Genomic DNA, 26,043 nt, shown 5'->3' on the forward strand with positions numbered 1-26,043 from the left:
ATTTATTATTATTTATTGGTGTTATTGGTAGTACGGTGGAGGCTCCTGCCCCATCCAAAGCTCAGACGACAAACGCATCATGTCATTCAGCGAACCGCGCTGGGCAAATGTCTGCCGCAGCCAGCCAGCGTCGCTCAGGCGCCCCTCCGCCATATGACGCAGACGATTCAGGGTCAGTTGTTCCGCGTCGTTCTGAGTATACCGCTGTAAGTCTTGCAGATGGCCCAGAAGATGTTCGTAGATCGGCAGTTTGGATGAGTCGGCCGGGTTGTTGCTGTGTATGGCCATAGAGCCGGCAAGGCCGTAGCGGCTGGCTTCGAAACGGTTGTATTGATACAACAGGTAGAAGTCGTTGGTGATCACGAACGGCCGTTCGGTCAGGATCCAGCGCGCCAGCAATTGCGCATAACAGCCCAGGTGCGCCGCGTGCTCAATCGTCAAGGGGGTGTCGCACACCCGTATTTCAACCGTGCCGTATTCCGGTTTAGGGCGGATATCCCAGTAAAAATCCTTCATGCTGCCGATGATGCCGACGCGTAGCAATTCGTCATAGTAAGACTCGAAATCGGACCAGCGGGTGAGCGTCGGCGCCGTGCCCGACAGGGGGAAGGCGCGCACCACGTTGCTGCGCGAGGATTCGAACTGAGTATCCGCACCCTGGTAAAACGGCGAGGCGGCCGAGAGTGCGATGAAGTGCGGCACAAAGCGCGAAAACGCGTGGGTCAGATACAGCGCGTCATCGCCGTTCGGCACACCGACATGGATGTGCTGGCCAAACACAGTGAATGTCTTGGCCAGGTAGCCGTATTTTTCGTGCAGGTGATGGAAGCGTTCGCTCGGGGTAATCCGCTGTTCGTTCCAGTGCTGGAAAGGATGCGCGCCGCCGCCGGAGACGTCGATGTTCAGATATTGCGCACCGCGGTTCAAGGCTGCGCGCAAACCTTTCAGTTCCTCGATCAGATGGTCTACCCGCGTATGCACATCGGAATTCAGTTCGATCATGCCCTGGGTCATTTCCAGCTTGATCTGCTTTTGCAGATCGCGCGGTTCGATCCAGGTCAGCAGATCGACGGCGTCGCTGGCGAGATTGTAGTTGCGACGATTCACCAGCTGCAGTTCCAGCTCGATCCCCATCGTAAATGGCGTGGAACTGGTGAAGGGCAGAATCTCGGCTGGCGTCTGTTCCGCGTTGGCAGCGCCGCCTTGTGTATTGTCGGTCATGGGTTCACCTTTCATTCGCGTCCGCTTTCACCCGACTTGATCAAGGCAAACTGGGTGGCGATCGGCCCCAGCAGCTCCAGGACGATCAGGCAGCCGGCCAGCAAGGGCAAGACGTCGGCAGTGGTGTTGGGGTAGAGGTAAGCGGTGGTTTGCATCAGCCCGAGGCCGGCTTCGGTCATGGGTAGCGTGCCCAGTGTGATGAGCGCCGCCTGCTTCCATTTCATCTTGGCGAAATGCGCAAACGTGAATACGCCGCAAGCCATGGCGATGAAACGCGCAGCGATCAGCACGGCCACCGAGGCGCCCACCATTGACAGTTCCGACAGACGGATCGAAGCGCCGATCGTGACAAACAGCATGACGATGAACAATTCGTTGGCGACCCCGAATTCAAGCTCCATCAAGTCGTACTGGTGATCCAGGTTCTTCGACATGATGGCGAAGATCAGCATGGTCAGCAATATCGGCAGCTGCAGCGCGTGGGCGGCGCCGATCGCCAGCGTGATGACCGCGATCACCAGCACGAACTGCCGGCTCGGCTGGCGGCCCAGCAAGCGCGCCAGCGGAATCATCAGGCGATAAGTCAGGTAAGCCAGCACCAGGGAGCCGCACAGCGAATACATGGTATGCGCCAGCAAAGTGCCGAAGGGGGTGGCGCTTTCGTGCGCTACCACAGGCAGCAATGCATAAGCGGCCAGCAGGGCCACAAAATTATTCAGCGCGGTCATGGCGGCCAGGCGGCGCGTCACCTGGCCCTCAGCCTTGAGATCGCGCACCACCACCATCACTACCGCCGGCGCGGTGGCGATGGCCAGCACGCCGCCCAGCAGAGCCAGCACGCGCGAGGTGCCAAACCAGATCAGGGCGCCGCTGACGAAAGCGAAGCACAGCAGGGCGCTCAGCATGACTGTCGCCAGCAGCCATTTTTCGCGGCGCAGCCAGCCGATGTCGACATAGCGTCCAAGCTGGTAGACGACTAGCGCCATCGCCACGTCGGCAAAAATGTTGGCCAGCTTCAGCACGTCGCCGGACAGCAGGTTGAAGCCGCCGACGCCGAGCAGGAAGCCGACGATCAGGTAGCCGGTAATACGTGGAAACCAGGGGTTCTTCGTGACGATATAGCCGCCCACTAGCCCGGACAGCAGCAAGCTACCGAACAATAACAGCGCATTCCATTGAATGGGCTGTGCTAGCGCAAAGGGCGGAAGAGTCCAATCCATGGATCCTCCAGAAAGTTAGTCTTGCAGCGTCAATACTACGCTGGACAAGATGCCATATGGGCAGATGAATGGGGGTTGCTGAATTGCATGTCTTGCGTCTTCGTGCGTCCTATTACGCGCGCTCTCCTTGTCTTGATTATATTGGCATTGCGCGATTCCACCTGTTTAAGGCATTGCCTTAGAAATTCCTGTTGTGATAATTCTCAACGGAAATTTTTATCATCTCGACTGCCAGATAGTACATGCATCCGTCCTGGTGTCGCGATTCAGTGTGGTTTGTTCTTTTGTGCAAAAATTAGTTCCCTTGGGAAATTGAACCTGTTTCCTCAGGTGTCTTTCTTTCCCTTTTTGTCGAAACTTGCCGAGTCGCCTCGCATGTATAGATTGCGGCAAGCCATCAGGCATTGTTCAACCTGTGCCGCAATCGCCTTAGGAATCAGCTCCGGCTGCAGCAATGCCTGCTGTATCCAGCTGGCGGTGCTGAGCGCGTCGCGTTGTGCGGGAAGAGCCGGGATTTCGTTTGCGATTTCCTGCTTTTCCACCAGCGTGGTCTGCGTCGCAGCATGAAACCAGTCGATTTTTTGCGCTTTCCTGGCGTTCGCTACCGTTTCGCCCTCCGTGCCGCGCATCAAAAACACGTCCCCCCGCTCAGCCGCCGCGGTAGTCATGAAGTATGAGGTAAGCATGGTCAGGTATTCCGGATGGGTATACGAACTGAGGCGCAGAGCGGGAACCACAAACGGTTGCATGATCTTGACCAGAGTATGGGTCGAGTTGCGGACTCCCAGAACCCCGCGCATGGCCAACAGGCGCGCCATCTTTGGCGCCAGCGCGTCGATAGTCATGAAGGCAGGCAAACGTTGTGCAAAACACGCTTGCGCTTGGCCCATGCTGCTGCAAAGCGGCTGGCCCAGCGCCTGGAAAATTTCCGCGCTGGTGACGCGTCCCGGATCGGTCGGCACGCCATGCATCAGCACCGGTACGCCTTCCCGCGCCAGCAACAGCGCCAGCAAAGGCGTCAGGTTGGCCATATGGCGGGCGCCGTTATAGCTCGGGATGACCAGCGGCGCATAATGCCGCCCCGCGCCTGGCAGCTCGGGCAGCGCTATCCGCGTAAACGAGGCTTCGGCCGCCTCCAGGAAGCCGGCGATTTCTTCTACCGATTCCCCTTTGATGCGCATCGCCAGCAAAATCCCCCCCAGCTCCAGATCGGAGACCCGGCCGTCCAGCATGGCCGCATACAGGTCATGCGCGTCGTGGCGCGCCAGGCTGCGCGCGCCATCCTTGCCGCGCCCGATTTCCTTGATGAAGCGGGCGGCGGCGAACGGTTCGACTGTGGCAATATTTGTCATGGATGGGAAGGCAATGTGATTAGTCGTGTTTGAGCAGAGCGGGATATTGCTAAGGATTTTACTTTACCCGCCGGAATAGAGGTCCATCGGGTAGAATCGTCGCTCAAAACTGTTCTTTGTCTCTGGCGCGCATCCTGTGCGCTGCTCTTGTGCAGTATCTCTTAACCGGGTTTATATGGCATTCGATCCTCGCCAGCTTGAAATATTGCGGCCACAGCTAGTGCGCTTCGCTGCGCTGCAGTTGCGCAACGAGGCCCTGGCCGAAGATGCCGTGTCGGAAACGATGCTGGCGGTGCTGGAGCATCCCGACCGTTTCCAGGAACAGTCTTCGTTCAAGACCTATGTCATCGGTATCCTCAAGCACAAACTGCTGGACCAGCTGCGGCGCGGCAAGCGCGAGGTGCAACTGAGCAGCGACGAAGACGGCGACCGCAGCGACGCCGACATGATGGATGCCCTGTTCACGCCGACCGGGCATGCGCTGGAGGCCGCGCCTAGCTGGGGCAATCCGGACGAGACTCTGGAGCGCAAGGAGTTTTTCGATATCTTGCAGTTATGCATAGACAAGCTGCCCGCCAAGACCGGACGCATTTTCATGATGCGGGAATGGCTGGAACTGGATACCGATGCGATATGCAAGGAGCTCGACATCACAGCCGCAAATGCGTGGGTGCTGCTGCACCGGGCGCGCATCCGGCTCAAGGAGTGCCTGCAATTGACCTGGTTCGGCGCCCAGGCTTGAAGCGCGGGTTTCTTGCAAAATCCAAGGAAGCATCCATATTAATTGTAAGTATTTGATACATGGCGCGACCAATCAATGTTGAAGCAATGCTTGCCTAGCCTTTAATTTACTTTTATGCCCTATAAACGCCTGATTCCTCATTGTAGAGACACCCAGCTACTCCTGTCGCAGGCGCAGGATAGCAAGCTGCCGCCGTTAACCAGGGCGCGGGTGCGCATCCATTTGTGGACATGTACTGCCTGCACCAGGTTTTCGCAGCAGCTCGCCTTCATGCGGCAGGCAATGCAGCAGCTTGGCAAGGATTAATCGCGCCGGCGTAGAGTAGCGGCGACGCTTTCCTTTACAATGCTGGATTGCATACAAAAATTGTCCCACCCATGATTGTTCTCGGCGTTGAATCCTCCTGTGACGAAACCGGTCTCGCGCTCTATGACACAGAGCGCGGCTTGCTGGCGCATGCTTTGTACTCGCAAGTCGCGATGCATGAACAGTATGGCGGCGTGGTGCCGGAACTGGCGTCGCGCGACCATATCCGGCGCGCTATCCCGCTGTTGCAGCAGGTGCTTGTCGAAAGCGGCATCGAGCGCCAGGAGATCGACGCCATTGCCTATACCCAAGGCCCCGGCCTGGCAGGCGCGCTGCTGGTAGGCGCATCGATTGCCTGCGGTCTTGGCCTGGCGCTGGACAAGCCGATGCTGGGCGTACACCATCTGGAAGGGCATCTGCTGTCGCCGCTGCTGGCCAGCGACCCTCCAAGCTTTCCCTTTGTGGCTTTGCTGGTATCGGGCGGCCACACCCAGCTGATGCGCGTCGACGGCGTCGGCCAATATGCCTTGCTGGGCGAAACGCTGGATGACGCGGCCGGCGAAGCATTCGACAAGTCGGCTAAGTTGCTTGGCCTCGGCTATCCGGGCGGCCCGGCGATTTCACGCCTGGCCGAGTTCGGCGATCCGTCGGTGTATCAGTTGCCGCGGCCGATGCTGCATTCGAAAAACCTGGATTTCAGTTTCTCCGGCCTCAAGACCGCGGTGCTGACACTGGTCAAGAAACATCCAGCGAATATTTGCGAGCAAGACAAGGCCAACATCGCGCGCGGTTTTGTCGATGCGCTGGTGGAGGTATTGCTGGCGAAATGCCTGGCCGCATTGAAGCAGACTGGCCTCAAGCGGCTGGTGATCGCCGGCGGTGTGGGTGCTAACCAGCAGTTGCGCACAGCGTTGAACGCCGCTGCGGAAAAGCGGCGCTTTCGGGTGTATTACCCTGAACTGGAATTTTGTACGGATAATGGCGCGATGATCGCATTTGCCGGCGCCATGCGTTTGCAAATCAAACCGGAAGCAGCGCAGCGCAACTATGCATTCAACGTGCGGCCGCGCTGGCCATTGAACGAACTTGGCATCTGAGTATTAGCAAAATCCCGGCTAGTGTCCTGAGTTAGAAATTCGTTGTACGAGAAAAGCGATGCAATTGGCGTCAGGCTAGGCGGATGGCCGCCCCGCACAAAACGGAGCAAGGGTGGCCCCCTTGCGAGTATTTGCAACGACGCATGGCGCCAATTGCATCGCTTTTCTTCAACGAATTTCTAACTCAGGACACTAGGCGTATAATGCGCGACTGTGGTACAAAACGCGCCGGGTGGATATTTAAATGGCAACCTGGTTTGCGGCGCCTGTCAGGGCGCTGCCACAATCATTTGGCTCACGTTAATGAGCTGACACGAAATTCACGAATTCAATTGAAAGCATTAGTGCCTTTTTACGAACACAGGACCCAATCGGCCCCTGGATTCGTTGTTTGAGTGCAACTTGCACCGGAGGCCGCCAACTACCATGTCAGACACACAGTCCGAGATTCAAGCTGAAGCAGCAGTGCCAACCACACCCTCCGTCCGTTTCGCCGACTTCGGGCTGTCTCCAGATATCCTGCGCGCGCTGAGCGATCAAGGGTATGTGCATCCGACTCCGATCCAGGCCGAAGCCATCCCTATCGTGCTGCAAGGACGCGACGTCATGGGGGCGGCGCAAACAGGAACCGGCAAGACCGCCGGTTTTTCCCTGCCGATCATCCAGTTGCTGCTGGCGCATGCCAACACCAGCGCCTCGCCGGCGCGGCATCCGGTACGGGCGTTGATCCTGACGCCTACCCGTGAACTGGCCGATCAGGTGGCGGACAACGTCAAGGCCTATTGCCGTCATACCCCCTTGCGCTCGACAGTGGTGTTCGGCGGCGTCGACATCGCGCCGCAAACCGCGGCCCTGCGTTCCGGTATCGAGATCGTGATTGCGACCCCGGGGCGCTTGCTGGATCACGTCCAGCAAAAGACCCTGAACCTGTCGCAAACGCAGATACTGGTAATGGATGAAGCCGACCGCATGCTCGACATGGGCTTCCTGCCGGATTTGCAGCGCATCATCAACCTGTTGCCGAAAGAGCGCCAGAACCTGATGTTCTCGGCGACCTTCTCTGGTGAAATCAAGAAGCTGGCAGCGACTTTCCTCAAGAATCCGGTCACCATCGAAGTCGCGCGCAGCAATGCCACTGCCGATAACGTCACCCAAACCATGTACCGGGTTGAAGATCAGACCAAGGCCGAGGCGGTCTCGTTCATCATCCGTGAACGCAAGCTGAAGCAGGTGATCGTTTTTTCCAACACCAAGATTGGCGCCTCGAAACTGGCGCGTCATCTGGAAAACGAAGGCGTCAACGCTTCTGCGATCCACGGCGACAAGACCCAGAACGAGCGCATGGCGGCGCTGGAAGCGTTCAAGCGAGGCGAGATCGAAGTGCTGGTGGCGACCGACGTCGCGGCGCGCGGCCTGGATATCGCCGAACTGCCATGCGTGATCAATTTTGACCTGCCGTACAACGCCGAAGACTATGTGCACCGGATCGGCCGCACCGGCCGCGCCGGCGCTTCCGGCGACGCGATTTCCCTGTATGTCGATAAGGACGAGCGCTTGCTGGTCGATATCGAAAAGATGATCAAGCACAAATTCGTGCGCGCCGAACTGACCGGGTTTGTCGCCAAGCCGTCGAGCCCTGAACGCTCGGGCCGCCGCGACGGCGCTGACGGAAGAGGGGATCGTGCTGGGCGTGCTGAACGCAGCGAAGGCCGTGGCGACAGCAGCAGTGCTTCCTCCAGCCGCAGCCAGCAGCATACGCGCAGCGCCTATACCTCGACGCCGACCGGGCGCCGGGAAAAAATCGATCCCTGGTTCCTCAAGCCTTACGAGCCGACGCTCACGGTGGACGTGCAGCCGGCCGTCGCCGCGCCTGCCGGTGGCTCCATCAAGTCGTCCAAGGTCAAACTGGCGGCGCTGCTGGGCGGCGTGCCCAAGGGCTAATTGTTTAGGGCCAGTTGTTCGCACTCCCAGCACAATGCCAGCAAGCCCTAGCCCGGGCGAGTCGTTTCCAGATTCGCCCACGCCGCGGTGGCCAGAGGCCAGAACGCCGCGATATTTTCCACTTGTCCGATATCCAGCCCCAGGAACCAGGCCGCCTTGGTCAGTGCCTGCAGAGGTTGCGACATGTCGATCGCCTGCGCACCATTTTGCTTGGATAGTTTTTCGCCGTCTGCATTGGTGATCACCGGTACGTGCAGGTATTGCGGCGTCGCCAGCAGTAATTGACGCTGCAGATAGATCTGGCGGCCGGTCGAATCGAGCAGGTCGGCGCCGCGCACCACATGGGTCACGCCCTGTTCGGCATCATCGACCACCACGGCCAGCTGGTAAGCCCAGAAGCCGTCGGCGCGCTTCAGTACAAAATCCCCCACCTCGATCGCCAAGTGCTGCTGTACGCGGCCTAGCCAGCGGTCGTCAAAGATGATCAGCTCATCGATATGTCCCGGATCCGGCACCCGCAGACGATAGGCGCGGGCCGGCTTGCCGACCGGCAGGCCGCCGCGGCAGGTGCCGGGATAGACTGCCGCGCCATCGGCGGCGACGCAGATGCGCGAATCGACGATTTCGCGCCGCGTGCAGCCGCAGGGATAGGCCAGCCGTCCGAGCCGGTCAAATGCCGCTTCATAGGCGGCCCCGCGCCGGCTTTGAAACATGACCTCGCCGTCCCATTGCATGCCCAGTGCGCTGATATCAGCCAGGATCGAATCCGCGGCGCCGGCAGCGGTACGGGCTTCATCCACATCTTCCATGCGCAGCAGCCAGCGGCCGTCATGCGCCTTGGCGTCCAGATAGCTGGCCATGGCCGCCACCAGCGAGCCGGCGTGCAAGGGGCCGGTGGGCGAGGGGGCGAAGCGGCCGATATAGTTTGTTTGGTTAGACATTGTTGGTCGATTCATGATGAGGTGCCGGCGGCGATCCAAGCAAGGCGCGCTGCGTTGCCGGTTCGCTGAGCTGGGCGATGAACCATTTGAGCGATTTTCCCACGACTGGCGTACGCCATGCGATCTGTGTCTTGTCGCTGGGCTTGGCCTCGGTAGTTTGCTTTTCGATCAGGGCGCCAGAGGCGAAATGCGGAGCCGCCATCCAGCGCGGCAGATGGCCGCAGCCAAGACCGTTCAACTGGGCCTGCAATTTTGCCGGGATGGATGGCACGGTCAGGATATCCTGGCCGTTCAGCAAGCCGGAATTGATGCTGGGCAGAGTGCGCCCGGTGTCGCCGACGGCGATTGCCCGGTATTGCTGAACCAGGCCGGCGGTCAGCGGTTCGGGGGCGTTTTCCAGGGGATGGCCCGGCGCTACCGCAAAAGCCCAGTCGATCGTACCCAGCTGACGGGTCTGGAAGCCGCCGCTCATGCGGATGCTGTCGGGGCCGCTGTGAGGAGCTCCGATCACCAGGTCGGCACGGTCGAACAGCAAGGCTTCCCACACCCCCGACAGGGCTTCGTGCGAAATGCGCAGGCGCGTGCCGGCATTTTCGCGATCGAAGGCATCGATCAGAGGCAACAAGCTGTCGAAGGGGATGATGCTGTCGAGGACGATGCGCAGTTCGACTTCCCAGCCGGTGGCGGCACGCTTGACGCGCCGTTCAAGTTCTTGCGCCGCCAGCAGCAGATGACGGCCTTCGGTCAGCAGTTCGAGCCCGGCAACGGTCAGTTTGGCGCGGTGGCCGCGACGGTCGAACAGCAATACGTCCAGGTCTTCTTCCAGCTTGCGCACGCTGTAAGTCAGCGCCGACGGTACCCGGTCCAGTTCGATAGCGGCGGCGGCAAAGCTGCCCTTGCGATCAATGGTGTCAAGAATCTGCAAAGCTTCCAGCGTCAGTTTCATTATTGCTTGAAGAGTAAAAGCCAGATGACAGGCATGCCGGATTCATGGCATGCGATTATTGTTAAAATTTCATTCAGATAAATTGAATGATATATCGAAATTTTGCCACTGTCCTAAGCTATTTCTTGCGTCTATAGTGCCAAGTAATGCAATGAATTGATATAAGATATTTCTATATTGAAATCATTTTCCGCATATATCATGACCGGTCTTGCAATCATGCAAGACATGATTGACAGACTGCTGTCGCTGTTTTTGGTTCGCCGGGCCGGCTGCTTTTACGGTCCGCAGCCGCCATGGATTTTCCTTGTATCTTCTCGTGGTTTTATTTTGCTAACTGAGTTTTACATCAAAAGGGTATTGTCATGACCAAAGTTGCTATCGTTTACCACTCAGGCTACGGCCATACCAAAAACCAGGCCGAGGCTGTACATGCCGGCGTATTGCGTGCGCAGGGCGCGACGCCTGAGCTGATCGCCATCGATGCTGAAGGCAACCTGAGCGACGCCGCCTGGGCCTCGCTGGAGGCGGCCGACGCCATCATCTTTGGCACGCCGACCTACATGGGCACGGTTTCCTGGCAGTTCAAGAAATTTGCAGATACCTCGTCGAAGCAATGGTTCGGCCAGAAATGGAAAGACAAGGTCGCCGCCGGCTTTACCAATTCGGCGACCATGAACGGCGACAAGGGCAGCACCATGAGCTATCTGATCACCTTTGCGATGCAGCACAGCATGGTGTGGGTCGGCACTGGCCTGATGCCCGCCAACAGCAAGGCGGCGCAACGCAATGACGTCAATTTCGTGGGTGGTTTCTCCGGCGCGCTGGCGCAAAGCCCGTCCGACTCGTCGCCACAGGAAGGTCCGGCAGCCGGCGATCTGGAAACCGCCAGCCAGTTTGGCCAGCGTGTTGCCGAGACGGCGCAAAAGTTCAAGAAGTAATTAATCTGTAAGGAAGGGGCTAAAGCAATCCCTCCTACTCAGAAAACGAAAAGCCCGCTTGTCTGCAAGCGGGCTTTTTCATGGGTGCGTGACTGCTTGGCTCAATGCGCAGCGCTGATTTCCGACAGGGATGCAGCGGCTTCAGATGGGGCCGCCTCAGGCAGGCAATGTGGACAGGATTTGCCGGCAACATATTGCGGCGCCAATTGCTGGCGCGGGGTCACCACGGCGCGGCAGGCATAGCATTGCACCGTGGCGGTTTCCTGCAGTTGCGGGTTGAGTGCGGTGCGATAGTCGAATACGAAGCAATCGCCGTCGTAATGGGCGCCGCCGCATTCCTCGAAATACTTGAGGATGCCGCCTTCCAGCTGGTACACGCTGTCATAGCCGATGTCCTGCATGTGGATCGCCGCTTTTTCGCAACGGATGCCGCCGGTGCAGAAGGTGACGATGGTCTTGCCGGCCAGCTCATCCTTGTGCTCGGCGACCACTGCCGGAAATTCGCTGAATTTTTCGATACGGTAGTCGAGGGTGTTGGCAAAGGTGCCGACGTCGACCTCAAAGGCATTGCGGGTATCCATCATCACCACCGGCCGGCCATTGTCGTCGACGCCCCGGTCCAGCCAGCGCTTCAGGGTCTGCGCCTGCACCGCCGGCGCGCGGCCCAGCTCCGGCTTGATCAGCGGGTGCTTCATGGTGATGATTTCCGCCTTCAGCTTGACCAGCATGCGTGTGAACGGCTGCTTTTCCGAATAGCTTTCCTTGACTTCGATGTCCGCAAAGCGCTCGTCGGCGCGCAGCCATGCCAGAAACTGGTCGATTTGCTCACGCTGGCCGGCCAGGAATAGGTTAATTCCCTCCGGAGTGAGTAAGATCGTGCCTTTTAGTTGCAATTGCTTACAAATTGCAAGAAATTCAGGACGTTTCTGCTCCGTGTCTATGAAAGTGACGAATTTATAGGCCGCAATATTGACAAAAGAGTGACTGGACTGCATGGGAAATTTCTCGGTAAGTCGTTGATTTATCAGTATTATAAACGGCAGGCATGGGTTTGCCCAATTTTGCTAAAAGTCTGACAGGCCTCGGGGTAAAATACCGCCCATGACGACACCGCAATTTATTCATCTCCGCCTCCACTCTGAGTATTCCATCGTCGATGGCTTGGTGCGCATCGACGACGTAGTAAAAGCAGCAGCCAGCGACGGCCAGGCCGCGCTCGGCATCTCCGACCTGGCTAACCTGTTCGGCATGGTCAAGTTCTACAAGGCTGCGCGCGGCAAAGGCATCAAGCCGATCATCGGCTGCGATGTCTGGATCACCAATGACGACGAACGCGACAAGCCGTCGCGCTTGCTGCTGCTGGTCAAGAATCGCAGCGGCTATCTGCAGCTGTGCGAGCTGTTGTCGCGTGCCTGGCTGGAAAACCTGCACCGTGGCCGTGCGGAAATCCGCGCCGAATGGCTGGCCGGGCTCAAGGACCATGGCGATGGCAACGGCAACGGTTTGATCGCCTTGTCGGGCGCCCATTTCGGCGACATCGGCATGGCCATCGACAATGGCAACCCGGAAGCGGCCGAGCGCTGCATTCAGCGCTGGCAGAATATTTTCCCGGACAATTTTTATGTAGAAGTACAGCGCGCCGAACAGCCGAATATGGAAGCGCATGTGCGCCAGGCGGTGGCGCTGGCGGCGAAGTTCGGCGTGCCTGTGGTCGCTACGCATCCAACCCAGTTCCTGGACAAGGAAGAATTCATCGCGCATGAAGCGCGCACCTGTATCGCCGAAGGCGAGATGTTGGCGAATGCGCGCCGTGTGCGCCGCTTCAATGTCCAGCAATCGTTCAAGTCGCAAGCCGAGATGGCGGAGCTGTTCGCCGACATGCCGGCGGCCTTGCAGAATTCGATTGAAATCGCCAAGCGCTGCAACCTGACGCTGCAACTGGGCAAGCCGCAACTGCCGGATTTCCCAACGCCGGACGGCATGACGATCGGCGAATTCCTGATTCAGCAATCGCAGGAAGGCCTGGAACTGCGCCTGGTGCATCTGTTCCCGGACGAAGCCAAGCGCGAGCAGCAGCGCCAGCGCTACCAGGACCGCCTCAAGTTTGAAACCGACACCATCATCAAGATGGGTTTCCCCGGCTACTTCCTGATCGTTGCCGAGTTTATCCGCTGGGCCAAGCAGAATGGCGTGCCGGTCGGGCCGGGACGGGGTTCCGGCGCCGGATCGCTGGTCGCCTACTCGCTGCAGATCACCGACCTCGACCCGCTCAAATACAATCTGCTGTTCGAGCGCTTCCTCAATCCGGAACGGGTATCGATGCCCGACTTCGATATCGACTTTTGCCAGGAAGGGCGCGACCGCGTCATCCAGCACGTCAAGGATTTGTACGGCAAGGATGCGGTATCGCAGATCGCTACCTTCGGCACCATGGCCGCCAAGGGTGCGATCCGCGATGTCGGTCGCGTGCTCGATTTCGGCTACAACTTCTGCGACGGCATTTCCAAGCTGATCCCTTTCAAGCCCGGCAAGCATGTGACGATCGCCGACGCCATTCAGGAAGAGCCGATGCTGGCCGAGCGCCTGGAAAACGAGGAAGAGGTCAAGCAGCTGCTCAACCTGGCGCAGCAGGTCGAAGGCATCGCCCGCAACATCGGCATGCATGCCGGCGGCGTCCTGATCGCCCCGGGCAAGCTCACCGATTTCTGTCCGCTCTACACCCAGGGCGGCGATGCCGGCGTGGTCTCGCAGTACGACAAGGACGACGTCGAAGCGGTCGGCCTGGTGAAGTTCGACTTCTTGGGCTTGACCACCCTCACGATCCTCGACAGGGCGGTGCGCTACATCAAGCAGCTCGATCCCGCCATGGCCGATTTCAGCCTGGAAAAGCTGCCGCTCAACGACCGCGCTTCCTATGAACTGCTGACCGCCGCCAAAACGGTAGCCGTGTTCCAGCTGGAAAGCCGTGGCATGCAAGGCATGCTGAAAGATGCGCGGCCCGACCGCTTTGAAGACATTATCGCGCTGGTGGCTTTGTACCGCCCAGGTCCGATGGATCTGATCCCGGATTTCTGCAAGCGCAAGCACGGCGAACGCTTCGACTATCCGGATCCGCGCACTGAGGGCATCTTGTCGGAAACCTACGGCATCATGGTGTATCAGGAGCAAGTGATGCAGATGGCGCAGGTGGTCGGCGGCTACTCGCTCGGCGGCGCCGATTTGCTGCGGCGCGCGATGGGTAAGAAAAAAGCGGAAGAGATGGCCGAGCACCGCCAGATTTTCCGTGATGGTGCGGCCAAGGACGGCTTGAGCGAAGCCAAGGCTGACGAGATTTTCGACTTGATGGAAAAATTCGCGGGCTACGGCTTCAACAAGTCGCATGCCGCCGCCTATGCTCTGCTGTCCTATCACACCGCCTACCTGAAAGCGCATCATCCCGCAGCGTTCATGGCCGCCAACTTGTCGCTGGCTATGGACGATACGGAAAAGATCAAGATCCTGGTGGAAGATTCGCTGGTCATCTGCAAGCTGACCTTGCTGCCGCCGGACATCAATCTGTCGGACTACCGTTTCACGCCGGAAGGCGAGCTGGGCAAGAAGGCGACTTTCATCCGCTACGGCCTCGGCGCCGTCAAAGGCTCGGGACAGAATGCGATCGAAGCCATCATCGCCGCCCGCCAGGAAAAGCCGTTTGTCGACCTCTTCGATTTCTGCCTGCGCGTGGACAAGCGCCAAATCAACCGCCGCACCATCGAGTCGCTGATACGCGCCGGTGCCTTCGACTGCTTCAAGGTCGACCGAGGGATCCTGCTGGCCTCGGTGCCGCGTGCGATGGAAGCCGCGGATCAGAAACTGGCATCGGCCAACCAGGTGAGCCTGTTCGGCGGCGACGACAGCGATCTGGAAGCACCCATCGAATATGTGCAGGCGGCGCCGTGGACCGATAAGCAGAAATTGACGGAAGAGAAGAGCGCGCTCGGCTTCTATCTGTCGGGGCATTTGTTCCACGCCTACGCCGCCGAAGCGCGCCGTTTCGCGCGCACGCCGCTGGGCAGCCTGGAACCTTCGCGCGAACCGCGCACCCTGGCCGGCATCATTTCCGGCTTGCGGACGCAGATGACCCAGCGCGGAAAAATGATGATCGTCACCCTGGATGACGGCAGCGCGACGCTTGACGTCACTGTTTACAACGAGCAGTTTGAACCGAACAAGGCGTTTTTCAAGGAAGACGAATTCCTGGTGGTGCAGGGCAAGGTCACGGAAGACCGTTTCAATGGCGGTTTGCGGGTTTCTGCAGAAAAGGTGATGGATATTGCCACTGCGCGGATTCATTATGGCCGCCAGTTTGTGTTGTCGCTCGCTCCTGCATTGAAGCAGGTTGATGTTACACAATTAAAGAGCGTGCTGGAGCCTCATCGCTCTGAAAAAGGTTTGCCCCTGACAGTGCGCTATACAGCGAGCAACATAGCCTGCGAAATCATTCTTGGCGATGATTGGAGAGTGGTGCCCAATGATGAACTGCAGGGATCTTTGGTCCAAAATTTGGGCAAAGAGTCGGTAGAGATCGAATATTAGTTCATCCGAAATGGTTGGTATTGTGTTTTAAGCTGCTGCCAATAGTGAAATTTTGGTTGCTAAGAATTGTAGAAAGAACTCATGAGCAAAGAGTCCACTGCGTTAATTTCGGAGAAAAATTTGTCGTTTTATTTTAAGTGGCCTGCGTTCATCGCCATTCTATTGTTCCCAGTTTTATCGTTATCGGTACACAACGTAGGCAACGCCTGTTTATTCTTTTTATTTGTTCTTGCAATTATTGCCGGGGCCTGTCGATACAAGCCGATGGATATCAGTTTCAGCTCGCTGTTGAGGAGCTACTGGCCGCTTCATCTGGCGATGGTTTCATTGGTAATTGCAGTATTGCTGAATCAGTTTGCATCGGGGAAATTTGCTGTCAAATATTATGACACCGCATTTCGAATCGCGTTGTTCACCCCCGTACTATGGATTGTTTTGGGATTGCCCCTCAACTATTTAAAAAAGATGCAATGGGCCTTTGTCGCAGGCGTATTAATCGCCCTTGTCAAAATTTATATAATTACGGCTGGAGGTACGTTGAGGCCAGGGAATATAGGATTTTTGGCGACGATTCCATTTTCTGACGTGGTATTGTTGTTCGGTTTTATCGGCTTGATTTCTATCGGCTGGAATACACGTCAAGAGAAATTAGCGATAGCGCTTAAAGTGTTAACTTGTTGTGCCAGCATATACGTCACCATATTGTCGCAAACTAGGGGTAGTTGGATCGCGATTCCAGTTTTTGCCATAACTGCCTTCTTGTTCCTTAGGAATGTACGTATCCGTTATCGGTTGGCAATCCTGATACTGTCACTGGCAACATTGGTAACTGTATTTACCAACAGTGATATTGTTAAAACTAGGTTAGCCGCAGCAAAATCAGATATGACTTTGTACGTAGATCAGGACAATGCCGATACATCATTGGGAGTGAGGCTTCAACTTTGGCGCGCATCTTGGCAGCTGTTCAAAGAAAATCCAGTCTTCGGCGTAGGGCGGGAAAATTTTAGTGATGGTTTGGAGGCTCTCTCTGCCCGCGACATAATTACTCCCGTGGTGACCTCATTTTCACATTCTCACAATGAGATTTTATTCAATACGGCGATTCTAGGGATATTTGGCCTGCTGGGAATTTTATCGATCTATTTCGTGCCTGGTTATTACTTCATCAGGGATATCCGTCACTCGGATAGCATAATAAGAACAGCTGCCGGCATGGGCCTCACTCTTTGTCTGGGCTTTTTCGTCTTTGGCCTGACTGACATGATGTTTTTCTGGAGCGTATTGGGCGGTGTGTACAGCATGAGTGTCGCGGCATTTTTTGCTTGCATCATAAAGCGTAAAAAAGAATTGAAAGCAGCCTGACCGATGAGCTCATCCTCATATTTAACCTATTTCAAACGTCTGGCGGTTCTGCACCGACCTTACAAAAAGCGTCTGGTCTTTGGACTGCTCGGGATGGTGGTGACGGCGGCGACGGAGCCGCTGGTAGCGTATATTTTCAAGGTGCTGCTGGACCACGGTTTTGTTGAAAAACCTACCTTTCCTCTTTGGCTGGTGCCGGTAGCGGTGATTGGCGCATTCGTCGCCCGCGGTGCCTCGACTTTCCTGACCACCTACATGACCAACTGGGTGTCGACCCGGGTATTGAATACTCTGCGCCAGCAAATGTTCAACCGTATCCTGCACGTCTCGATTGATTTCCATGCCACGCATACGGTAGGGCGCGTGATCAATTCGATCATGTTTGAAGTACAGCAGATCATTGAAATGATCAGCAAGCTGTTTACGTCGATCGTGCGCTGTGTCCTGACCGTAGCGGGCTTGTTGGGATACATGCTGTTTATCAGCTGGAAACTGACGATCGTTGCCCTGGTGCTGATGCCGCTGATGATCCTGGTGGTGCGCACCACCGCCAAGCGCCTGAAGCGGCTGAACAAGGATTCGCTGGACGTCAATGCCCAGCTGACCCAGGTCATCGAGGAAACCACGCGCGCCCAGCAGGTCATCAAGGTGTTCGGCGGTGAAGCCTATGAAAAGCGGCGCTTCGAGGAGTCGGCCGAGCATATCCGCCACTACAGCATGCGCATGACCAGCACTTTTGCCGCTACCGTGCCAGTTACGCAGATCATGATGGCTTGCGCGATGTCGGCAATGATCACGATGGGCCTGGTGCAGGCCAGCCACTCGCAGTTGACCGCCGGTGATTTCGTGTCGTTTTTGGCGGCCATGATCGCCCTGCAAGTACCATTGAAGCAGTTGGCCGAAGTGAACGGCCCATTGCAGCGCGGAATGGCTGCAGCGGAGGCTGTATTCAAGCTGATTGACAGTCCGGTAGAACGTACCGGCGGTATCGAACTCGATCGGCGCGCCACCGGGAAAATCGAATTCTCGAACGTCGGTTTCTCCTATCAGGGGCAGGAAAAGCCGGCGCTGAAAGGGATCAACTTAAACGTCCAGCCGGGAGAAACCATTGCTTTTGTAGGCATGTCAGGCGGCGGAAAATCGACGTTGGTGAACTTGATTCCCGGATTTTATTCCGTAACCGAAGGGCGTATCCTGCTGGATAATCTGCCTATTGAGGAGATTTCGCTGCATAGTTTGCGAGCCCAGATCGCCATGGTGAGCCAGAACGTCGTGCTGTTCAATGACACGATCACCGCCAATATTGCTTATGGCGACAGTGCGCCGGACCGTGCGCGAATCGAAGCGGCAGCCAAGGCAGCGCACCTGGAGGAAATGATTGCTGCTTTACCCGAGGGATATGAAACGCAGGTCGGCGATAACGGTTCGCGCCTGTCGGGCGGCCAGCGGCAACGGCTGGCAATGGCGCGCGCCATCTACAAGGATGCACCGATCCTGATCCTGGACGAAGCGACATCGGCGCTGGACAGCGAGTCGGAGCGGGCGGTACAGGCTGCGCTGGACCAGTTGATGCAGGGCCGCACTACTTTCGTCATCGCCCACAGATTGTCCACCATCGAGCGCGCCAGCCGCATCGCCGTGCTGGCGAACGGCTGCATTGTTGAAATCGGCACGCATGACGAATTGTTGAGCAGGCAGGGGGCATACGCCAATTTGTATCGCCTCCAGTTTTCCAAGGACGCGATGCATGTAGAGATGTAATGCCTGGCGGTCTTGGGCGTCATGCTTGAGACTGCCGCCAGCCTTCATCTGGAAATATCGTCAATAAGAAAAGAAACCTCATGACAGCACAACTCGTTCCAGACGAAATTTTAAAAAAAACAGACAAGATCCTGTTCATCGCTCACCTTGCTCTCGGTGATTTTACCTACCTGCAAAACTGTTTCCAGGCGTTTGCAAAGGCCTTCCCCCATATCAAGATCCATATCTGGGTGGATGAGGTGCGCCGCACCAGCAAAGCCGAGGCGTGGCCGTTCCTGAAGAAGTACGCTTTGTACGACTGGCTGGCCGAATGCCCCTTCGTTGAACGGATTTATCAGCAAACCTATAGCCCGGCCTTGTTCGAGCAATCGATCGCCGAAGCGCAGCAGCAAGATTATCCGCTGGTGGTGTCGCTATCGACCTTGCGTCCGCCGATGTATGCAACGCTGGCGCGCCAGATAAGTCCGCGCGGCTTTGTGGCGGGGATGAAAAAGCCCTTTGGAATGCTCGCAGTACACAAGCGCTTGGCATACCGCAAGCTGGATGCCGCGCTTGATCCGGATAACGGCGTGCGATCCGGCATGCACATCAGCGAAGTCTATGCCGGCTGGTTCCAGCAATTGTTCGGCATGCCTGCAGCCGCTGCGGAACGTTACCCCTTCGTGCAGATTCCGGCGCAATGGCAAAGTTATGCGCAAAACCAGCTGCGTGAATGGGGATTCAAATATCAGGAGCCGCCGGCCGCCGGCAAGCTGCTGTTTATCAATCCCTATGCCAAGAACAACAAGCGCTGCTGGCCACTGGAGCGGGTGGTCGAGCTAGTGGCCGCGCTGAATCAGCTGGATGCATGGCGCGACGCGCATTTCATCGTCAACGTGGTACCGGAAGAGATGGCGCATGCGCAGCGGTTCTTTGCGCAACACGCTGGACAGCAGGTGCGTTTGTTCAGCGCCCAGGAGAATTTTTTCCAGCTGCCGGCGATGCTGAGTGAATGCGATCTGATCGTATCGGTTGAAACCGCCGTCATGCACTTGGCTAACGCCGTGCACGTGCCGGTGGTGGCCCTGATGCGGCAGAAGAATCCGGAGTGGGCGCCGATAGACCAGGAACATAGCGTGGTGATTACAACGGCCAACCGGCGCGACTGGGTGAAGGCAATCACAGTTGCCCAGGTAATCGAGGTCCTGGGGCGCTGAGTAATGACTTCTTCCACGAATAGCGCTGCGAATGCATCGCAACCCTTGCATATTGCCTTTGGCGTAGACACGAATTATTTTCTGGGCATGGGTGTCGCCATGGTCTCGGTTCTGGAGAATAATCGCGGCCAGGCGTTGATTTTTCATGTGCTGACGCCGTCGATTTCCGACGAGAATGCAGCTAGGCTGCGCCAGCTCGAGACGCGCTACGGGACCGAAATCAAGGTGCATATCATCGATCCGTCGATCTTCGACGAGTTCGCCGTTTTCCCCAGCTTCAGCCAGTATTCGGCGGCGATCTTCAGCCGGCTGTTGATCGCCGGCACGCTGCAGGGTGTCGCCGACAAGGTGCTTTATCTGGATGCGGACATCGTCTGCCAGGGCAGCGTGACGGAGCTGATGGCGATTGATATCGATGACGTTGTGGTGGCCGCGGTCGGCGACGTCGGCAGTATCGCGGAAAAGCAGATAGCAAGCTTGCAGCTGTCGCACCAGCGGTATTTCAACTCCGGCGTCCTGTATATCAACGTCGACAAGTGGATGGCCAGCGATGTTTGGCACGGCGCGGTGAAGGCGATTCTGGGAGCCAGCAAGAAATTTTCTTTCCCGGACCAGGATGCTCTGAACATTGTGCTGGATGGCCGCGTCAAGATCGTGCCGCCGAAATTCAACTGGATGTACGACCTGTTTGGCGAAACCTCCTCAGGCAAGAAGATTGCGAAAGAGGCGCTGTTCATTCATTTTGTCGGCCGTCTGAAGCCATGGCACAACTGGTGCTGCAATCCGGAAAACCAGCTGTTTCTCAAGTACAAGGCGATTTCGCCATGGGCGGACGCTGTGTTGTATCCACCGAAAAACTACAAGGAAATCCGCATGTATTCGCAGGGCTTGCGCAAGTCCGGCCGGCAGCTGCAAGGCTGGCTCTGGTACGCCAAATTCGTGCTGAGTAAATTTTCCTCTAAGTAGGCGCCTCACGCACTGCCAGAGATCTGCTGCTGATTGCGTTTTTGATCCAGCCACTCAAGCACTATTTTTTCTACCTGTTCCGGCGTGATGCTGCGCATGCATTCGCAAGTCATGGCGTGCTTGATTTTGCAGCCGGCGCAGTTCACCGTTTGCGACAGGGACTGCGCGCGGCGTCCCAGCGCGCCCCAGCGGCCGGGATGCATCGAGCGCGCGGTAGGAAACAGGCCGATGGTACGCTGGCCGAATGCCGCCGACATGTGCAGCGGGCCGGTGCCGCTGGCGATCAGGCCATCGGCAGCGTTGATGAAACAAGCCAGCTGCGCCAGCGTGAGCTGACCGCAGACATTGCTCACATTTGGCAACTGCAACAGTTCCGACGCATGCTCGGCCAGCCACTGGCCCTCAGCGGCGCTGCCGGTCACCCACACATGTATGTCAGGCTGCCGCACCAGGGATCTGGCCAGCTGCACAAAATAGTCGCTCGGCCATTCGCGCCCGTGCCCATTCGATTTCGGGTGGAAGATCAGGTTGAAGCGATACGGCTGCAGCATCTGATCCAGCGCCGCCTCGTGCGGGATCTTGAAGTGATACATGGCTGGGATCTCAGCCAGTTTCGGCACATGCCTGATGCCGAGCGGACGCAGGTATTTGAAGTTGAGTTGCGCTTCGTGACTGTCGGAACCGCCGCGCGTAAAGTGTACCGGGCGATTGCAATACCACCAGTTGAACCAGGTGCGGTAGGCATTGCCGATGCGCACAGGCACGCGGGCCTTGTAGGCAGCGACTGCCAGGCGCTTGTCGAGCTGCGCAAAGATGACGGTGTCGATATCCGATTGCGCAAAAAAGGCGGCCGGATCGCTCAGGCTTTCCATCTCTATCACGGCATCCACCGTCGTGCAGTAACGAACCACCGGCGCTGCGTAAGCACGGCACAGGAAGCTGATCTTAATTTCCGGGAAGTGTTGCTTGATATACGCGGTAAGAGGGAGCGTGAGGACGACATCGCCGATGTTATCGGTGCGACATATCAAAATATGCGAAATTGCCATGGTCAAATCAGTTTGCAAAAAGGCTAGTGAAGTGCTTCGTAAGTAATGGAGCTTCAGAAATGGTGGATTTTCGTGCCAGGCTAGGCGGATGGCCGCCCCGCGCAAACCGGAGCGATAGCGGGCTATCGCGAGGATTTGCAACGACGCATGGCGCGAAAAGACGCCGTTTATGAAGTTTCATTATTTGCGAAGCACTACACTTGGTAAGATGTTCAGGCACTTGGCGCTTATCTGGCCGCCAGATATTTCATATACCACTTGAAGCTGGCCAGCATCTGTCCGCGTTTCATCAGGAAGCGCGAATACATTCTCATCTCTTTGTAGTTCCTGGGTGCTTTATCCAGCGCCAGGTCGGCCCATGGTGAGAGCGTCTGGTACTTGACGAACAAGTCCCTGGAGGCGTGCAGGCACCAGTCGTTCCACGGCTTGACGGCGCCGGCGAAGTGAATGAAGACGACCGCTCCGATATCGCGCATCTGGCGCTTGTCTTTTTCCAGGTCATGGATCAGGTCATACAGGAAATTCCATTTGCGCGGGATGTACTGGATTTTCCCTTCCAGCACCACATTCAGCGCATCCTGGTCGGGGAAACGATACTCCTTGCCGTTCTCCAGGATAGCGTGGATGGTTTTCTCGGTGATTTCCTGCGCCATCCAGTTTTCGACATGCATGTACATCACGCCGGAATTGAAATATTTTCCAGACGCTAGCTGTAAGGCGGCACAGCGCCTTCTGGTGGTTTCATCCGCATCCGGCACCACAATCGCCGCGCTGTCGCCGAACTCCATGGTCAGCAGTTCTGCCATGCTGCCGACGCACAGGATGTCGGCGTCCAGGTACAGCACTTTGTCGCACAGTCCACGCAAGGTCGAGGGGATCAGCAAGCGGGTGAAGATGGTTGGCGAGTAGTAGGAAAATTGCGAGATGTGGGCGAAAGGCTTGAACACATCCGGATCGATGATGTGGATGTGCGTCTTCAGCCCATACATTGCTTCCAGCTGCTTGAAGCGGCTACGGTTGTCGTCGGAAAGCTTGAAGGCGAACACATGAAAGGTGAATTTCACGCCCGGGCTGTTGGCGATGATGGAGGCGATGGTCGCGCCCATGCTGCGGCAATAGTGGTCGTCGACGCAGAAGGCAATGTGGAAGGAATCGTCCACCACAGTGTCAGGCGAAGAAAGCGGTAAAGAATTGTTCATGCAAACCTTACATAAGAATGATGTCGTATTATTTTATTGTTTATCTAATGGCGTCTACATCTATCTAACATTCTTTTGTAAGCTACTGATTTTTAATGATTTAATGTCTTTGTTCATCTATTGACGTCTAGTGTGGTCATCATTATTATGTGTAGCTGGTAGTGTAGCTACGCATAAGGGATGAAAAATGGCTGAAAAAACAAGAGACAAATTAGAGGTGCTCCAATTGCAACGCTGGGTGCGCGCAGTCGAACAAGGTAACAGGCCAACGACTAAAGATCCAGCTACACAGGAAATTATCGAGCTACGCTTGCCAATGGCCAAATCGGATGGTGACGGTTTGACTTTCACTCTTTCCGCTGCTGGCACTGCAACGTGGATATTACGCTATCGGTATGGTGGACGTCCAAAGGAACTAACCATTGGAAACTACCCAGATATCGGTCTTGCTGCAGCCAGGAAAATCGCCCGAGAAAAGCGCTCGGAGATCGATCGTGGTGGCGATCCAGCAAGCGATAAACGAAAAGCCACTTTGTTGACATACCAAGATTGGACTGTTCGCAGCCTGATCGTCGATTATCGGGTGAAAGTTCTAGTCGGTCTGGGACAAAGTACACAGCGAAGCTATGGACGTAGTTTGCTGCGGATAGAGGCACGCTTAGGGGCAATGACGGTTTCCAAGATAACTCCTATGGACATAGTTTCTCTTATCGAACAGGTTGGAGCCACTTGGACAGAATCGAACATGCTTTTATGTACCGCGAAGATGCTGTTCAGGCACGCGGCCGGGAAAAAGCTGATTGCAGTTAATCCTTGTACCGGAATTGAATTAAACGCTTTGTTGGGCAAACGTCCACCAATTAGGCGCAGATTGATGCTTTCACAATCTGAACTGCATGTGCTGATGAACGCCAAAATGAAGCCACAAAACGTTCTGGCAATTAAAGTGCTACTCGGGACCGCCGTTCGATCAGATGAGCTGATAAAGGCGACTCGGAGCCAGATAGATTTCGAAAATGATGTCTGGAGCATTCCGTCAAGTAAAACTGGTCCAGGAATGCAAGTCCCAATAACGGCACCCGTGAAATCCTGGTTTCAGCAACTGATCTTGTTAAATGCGGACTCGGAGTTCATTTTGCCGACACGGGCAGAAGCGAGGCGGGCACGATTTGGTGGTGATGCGCCGATAGACCCCAACACGATAGGTTCAGCGATAAAGTATTGGATTGAAGAACATAAGCCTGAAGTGAGAAGTTTTACTCCGCATGACCTACGATCCACTGCGAAGAGTCAAATGCGGGCACTCGGGGTGCCAAGTGATATTACTGAGATGTGCTTAAATCACAAACTCAGGGGTGTTGAGGGCATCTATGATGTCCATACTTACTTTGACGAGCGAAAGGACGCTTTGACAAAGTGGGGTGACTTTTTGGTTCGTTGTCAAAACCTAGCCTGAATTGTTGGTCGTTAATATATTTGATGCACTCCTTGGACAGTATCGATGCTGAATTCTCTTGTCAGCATCGATACATGCGGACTTGACCAAAGACACAAGATCGGGCGCCAGCGCGGCGGGTCTCTCTGTTGTGAATCTAATCGTCAACGGAAATCATTGTGGCAGCCGATCGCAGTCGCTATCGGCATGCACACCGGAGACAGGCTGCATTTCGCACAATTCGCCAATACGATCCTTATACGTTTGCGTAATACATGCAGCATCGGTGCACGCATTGCGCTTGCTCAGCCAGATCATTTGCTTTTTCCTCATCCATTCCCTATTTGCGCGAAACTCCGGTAACAAGCGACTCTGGTAAGTGGCCAGCAATAAGCCGTCCAATTGCCCCAAGATCACATTCGAGCAAACCGCCTGCTCTGCAAAGTTGCTGGCCCTGGCACAATCGAACGAAACGCTGTACTTGCTCAGGAACGCGAATTTATCCTCTACCGCTATGTTTTCTTGTGCCATCGTTTGCGGCTGCGGAGCCTCGACTGCCAGTGGCGGTGCTGCTGGCTCGGGGGCGGCGATCTGTTTGGCGGGTGCCACCGTAACCGCTTCGGCACGTTGTGCGGCCGGAGAGTCCGTTGCTGTAGACTTACGCGATGATTCTGGAGGAGTGTTGTTGTCATCGACTTCGAACGTCACCATGAATTGCCCGTTTGGGCGCGGCTCAATCTTGTAGATGACATGCGCCACGGATGCATTGTTCATCGATATATCGCCTTTGCAGCTGCGTGCGCCGGTCTTAGCATCATGCCTCTGTTCAATTGGGGCACTCACTTCAACAGCACTCAGATTGAGGGTTCTCGCAAATTGGGACAGATCAAATGCGTGCTTGAGCGTGTCCTTTGCCGCATCGCTGTCGCAAGTTACACCTGAGGCGGAGCCAGCCGTTCCATTTAATGTCGATATGGCGCCGTAGAAGAACGTAATGCCGACTCCGAAACCAATCAAGGCTAAGGATATTTTCCACCATCGCTTTGCCGAGCCAGGTTTGGGCTTCGCGGCACCCGACAGCAATTGCGCCTTTTGCCCCTCGAATTCTTCCTGGCTTAACACGCCTTTTTCCTTGAGCGCATGCAGTCTTTCGATTTCTTGAATATTGTCCATTGTTATCCCTTGGGTTGGTAGTAGTGAAGAGTTGGTTTGTCCGAGCAGAAATGACGTTTTTTGATGGTTAGGTAGCTTCTCGATATGAGCCTGAAATACAGCTGCAATGGGAACTAGCGCCGATTCGACATTTGCGTAGTAATTACTTGCAGTCGTAATAAGCGGCATCCCCGGCATCATTTACAAATTTCAGCGCCAGCCTAAGTTCGTAGTAATCCTTGCTCATTTTTTCAGGCATCTTGAAACCTAGTGCAATGGCTTGTTCCATCTGCGTAACCGCTGCATTCGAACGCATTGCATACTCTTGATACTCCCTCCTCTTTTCACTGTTAACCTGAAAGCACATCAACTTGCCGCTAGATATACGGTCCAGCGTTTTTCTGCCAGTTCCGTCGACTAGCATGGCCATCGGAGGATTTCTGGTAACGACGAAGGTGGTATCCGAAGCTTCCGAAGCGCCTTCAACAATGAAGTTGTTAAATGCAACTTCTGTGCGCTTGTCGGCGGCATTTGCGAGTCCCGAGAAAAGCAATGCGGCAATGAGTAATTTATTCATCTGGTTTTGGCTCAAAGATATAGTTTAAAAATGGAGAAAAGGGTTAAAACTAACTCATTAT

General features: G+C 56.0%; 21 protein-coding genes. 11 read left to right on the forward strand and 10 right to left on the reverse strand.

The window, feature by feature from the left end; all coding sequences use genetic code 11:
• Positions 1 to 21: 21 nt before the first annotated feature.
• From BCF11_RS16500 to ybiB, 3 genes are all read right to left on the reverse strand, one after another.
• The gene (locus BCF11_RS16500; RefSeq protein WP_233212509.1) at positions 22 to 1,221 is read right to left on the reverse strand and encodes a YbdK family carboxylate-amine ligase; all 1,200 of its coding nucleotides are present in this window, start codon (positions 1,219 to 1,221) and stop codon (positions 22 to 24) included.
• Between the two features lie 11 nt (positions 1,222 to 1,232).
• Positions 1,233 to 2,441 carry a cation:proton antiporter gene (locus BCF11_RS16505; protein WP_098495698.1) on the reverse strand — a complete coding sequence of 403 codons (1,209 nt, stop codon included), beginning with the start codon at positions 2,439 to 2,441 and terminating at the stop codon, positions 1,233 to 1,235.
• 326 nt (positions 2,442 to 2,767) lie between these two features.
• Entirely contained in the window at positions 2,768 to 3,793 is a 1,026-nt protein-coding gene (gene ybiB / locus BCF11_RS16510) for a DNA-binding protein YbiB (protein WP_098495699.1), read from the reverse strand.
• Positions 3,794 to 3,968: 175 nt separating this feature from the next.
• Here ybiB and BCF11_RS16515 point away from each other — a divergent pair, with 175 nt between their 5' ends.
• The 4 genes from BCF11_RS16515 to BCF11_RS16530 all read left to right on the forward strand — a co-directional run bounded on the left by BCF11_RS16515 (position 3,969) and on the right by BCF11_RS16530 (position 7,879).
• Positions 3,969 to 4,535, forward strand: coding sequence for a sigma-70 family RNA polymerase sigma factor (locus BCF11_RS16515; protein WP_098495700.1), 567 nt, complete (start codon positions 3,969 to 3,971; stop codon positions 4,533 to 4,535).
• 114 nt (positions 4,536 to 4,649) lie between these two features.
• Positions 4,650 to 4,841 carry a zf-HC2 domain-containing protein gene (locus BCF11_RS28515; RefSeq protein WP_098495701.1) on the forward strand — a complete coding sequence of 64 codons (192 nt, stop codon included), beginning with the start codon at positions 4,650 to 4,652 and terminating at the stop codon, positions 4,839 to 4,841.
• Positions 4,842 to 4,912: 71 nt separating this feature from the next.
• On the forward strand, positions 4,913 to 5,938 hold the full coding sequence (gene tsaD / locus BCF11_RS16525) for a tRNA (adenosine(37)-N6)-threonylcarbamoyltransferase complex transferase subunit TsaD (protein ID WP_098495702.1): 1,026 nt from the start codon (positions 4,913 to 4,915) through the stop codon (positions 5,936 to 5,938).
• Between the two features lie 426 nt (positions 5,939 to 6,364).
• The gene (locus BCF11_RS16530) at positions 6,365 to 7,879 is read left to right on the forward strand and encodes a DEAD/DEAH box helicase (protein WP_098495703.1); all 1,515 of its coding nucleotides are present in this window, start codon (positions 6,365 to 6,367) and stop codon (positions 7,877 to 7,879) included.
• 47 nt (positions 7,880 to 7,926) lie between these two features.
• Here BCF11_RS16530 and gluQRS read toward each other — a convergent pair whose 3' ends face one another.
• Positions 7,927 to 8,820: a tRNA glutamyl-Q(34) synthetase GluQRS gene (gene gluQRS, locus BCF11_RS16535; protein WP_233212511.1), complete on the reverse strand. Its 894-nt coding sequence runs from the start codon at positions 8,818 to 8,820 to the stop codon at positions 7,927 to 7,929.
• Complete coding sequence (locus tag BCF11_RS16540) at positions 8,813 to 9,766, reverse strand: LysR family transcriptional regulator (RefSeq protein ID WP_098495705.1); 954 nt, start codon at positions 9,764 to 9,766, stop codon at positions 8,813 to 8,815. The genes gluQRS and BCF11_RS16540 overlap by 8 nt, the downstream gene beginning before the upstream one ends.
• A 365-nt stretch (positions 9,767 to 10,131) precedes the next feature.
• Here BCF11_RS16540 and BCF11_RS16545 point away from each other — a divergent pair, with 365 nt between their 5' ends.
• Positions 10,132 to 10,707, forward strand: a complete 576-nt coding sequence (locus BCF11_RS16545; RefSeq protein WP_098495706.1) for a flavodoxin family protein — start codon at positions 10,132 to 10,134, stop codon at positions 10,705 to 10,707.
• A gap of 101 nt (positions 10,708 to 10,808) precedes the next feature.
• Here BCF11_RS16545 and BCF11_RS16550 read toward each other — a convergent pair whose 3' ends face one another.
• Positions 10,809 to 11,702: a sulfurtransferase gene (locus BCF11_RS16550; RefSeq protein ID WP_098495707.1), complete on the reverse strand. Its 894-nt coding sequence runs from the start codon at positions 11,700 to 11,702 to the stop codon at positions 10,809 to 10,811.
• 106 nt (positions 11,703 to 11,808) lie between these two features.
• Between BCF11_RS16550 and dnaE the strand changes: the two genes are divergently transcribed.
• The 5 genes from dnaE to BCF11_RS16575 all read left to right on the forward strand — a co-directional run bounded on the left by dnaE (position 11,809) and on the right by BCF11_RS16575 (position 20,570).
• Positions 11,809 to 15,282, forward strand: a complete 3,474-nt coding sequence (gene dnaE, locus BCF11_RS16555) for a DNA polymerase III subunit alpha (RefSeq protein ID WP_098495708.1) — start codon at positions 11,809 to 11,811, stop codon at positions 15,280 to 15,282.
• An 81-nt stretch (positions 15,283 to 15,363) separates the two neighbouring features.
• Positions 15,364 to 16,647, forward strand: a complete 1,284-nt coding sequence (locus BCF11_RS16560) for an O-antigen ligase (protein WP_098495709.1) — start codon at positions 15,364 to 15,366, stop codon at positions 16,645 to 16,647.
• Positions 16,648 to 16,650: 3 nt separating this feature from the next.
• Positions 16,651 to 18,408: a lipid A export permease/ATP-binding protein MsbA gene (msbA, locus tag BCF11_RS16565; RefSeq protein WP_098495710.1), complete on the forward strand. Its 1,758-nt coding sequence runs from the start codon at positions 16,651 to 16,653 to the stop codon at positions 18,406 to 18,408.
• Between the two features lie 80 nt (positions 18,409 to 18,488).
• Positions 18,489 to 19,604, forward strand: a complete 1,116-nt coding sequence (locus BCF11_RS16570; protein WP_098495711.1) for a glycosyltransferase family 9 protein — start codon at positions 18,489 to 18,491, stop codon at positions 19,602 to 19,604.
• Between the two features lie 3 nt (positions 19,605 to 19,607).
• Positions 19,608 to 20,570 carry a glycosyltransferase gene (locus tag BCF11_RS16575; protein ID WP_098495712.1) on the forward strand — a complete coding sequence of 321 codons (963 nt, stop codon included), beginning with the start codon at positions 19,608 to 19,610 and terminating at the stop codon, positions 20,568 to 20,570.
• Positions 20,571 to 20,575: 5 nt separating this feature from the next.
• Here the strand turns inward: BCF11_RS16575 and BCF11_RS16580 are convergent, their stop codons facing one another.
• Positions 20,576 to 21,619 carry a glycosyltransferase family 9 protein gene (locus BCF11_RS16580; RefSeq protein ID WP_199110892.1) on the reverse strand — a complete coding sequence of 348 codons (1,044 nt, stop codon included), beginning with the start codon at positions 21,617 to 21,619 and terminating at the stop codon, positions 20,576 to 20,578.
• A 227-nt stretch (positions 21,620 to 21,846) separates the two neighbouring features.
• Positions 21,847 to 22,818, reverse strand: a complete 972-nt coding sequence (locus tag BCF11_RS16585) for a glycosyltransferase family 8 protein (RefSeq protein ID WP_098495714.1) — start codon at positions 22,816 to 22,818, stop codon at positions 21,847 to 21,849.
• Between the two features lie 187 nt (positions 22,819 to 23,005).
• On the opposite strand from BCF11_RS16585, the gene BCF11_RS16590 reads away from it, so the two are divergent.
• Positions 23,006 to 24,274 (forward strand): site-specific integrase, encoded by a 1,269-nt coding sequence (locus BCF11_RS16590; RefSeq protein WP_199110894.1) that lies wholly within the window; start codon positions 23,006 to 23,008, stop codon positions 24,272 to 24,274.
• Between the two features lie 153 nt (positions 24,275 to 24,427).
• Here BCF11_RS16590 and BCF11_RS16595 read toward each other — a convergent pair whose 3' ends face one another.
• The gene (locus BCF11_RS16595) at positions 24,428 to 25,606 is read right to left on the reverse strand and encodes an SHOCT domain-containing protein (RefSeq protein ID WP_143751346.1); all 1,179 of its coding nucleotides are present in this window, start codon (positions 25,604 to 25,606) and stop codon (positions 24,428 to 24,430) included.
• Complete coding sequence (locus BCF11_RS16600) at positions 25,569 to 25,982, reverse strand: hypothetical protein (RefSeq protein ID WP_098495716.1); 414 nt, start codon at positions 25,980 to 25,982, stop codon at positions 25,569 to 25,571. The genes BCF11_RS16595 and BCF11_RS16600 overlap by 38 nt, the downstream gene beginning before the upstream one ends.
• Positions 25,983 to 26,043 lie beyond the last annotated feature (61 nt).

It is taken from the genome of Collimonas sp. PA-H2, assembly GCF_002564105.1.
Taxonomy (GTDB): domain Bacteria; phylum Pseudomonadota; class Gammaproteobacteria; order Burkholderiales; family Burkholderiaceae_D; genus Collimonas.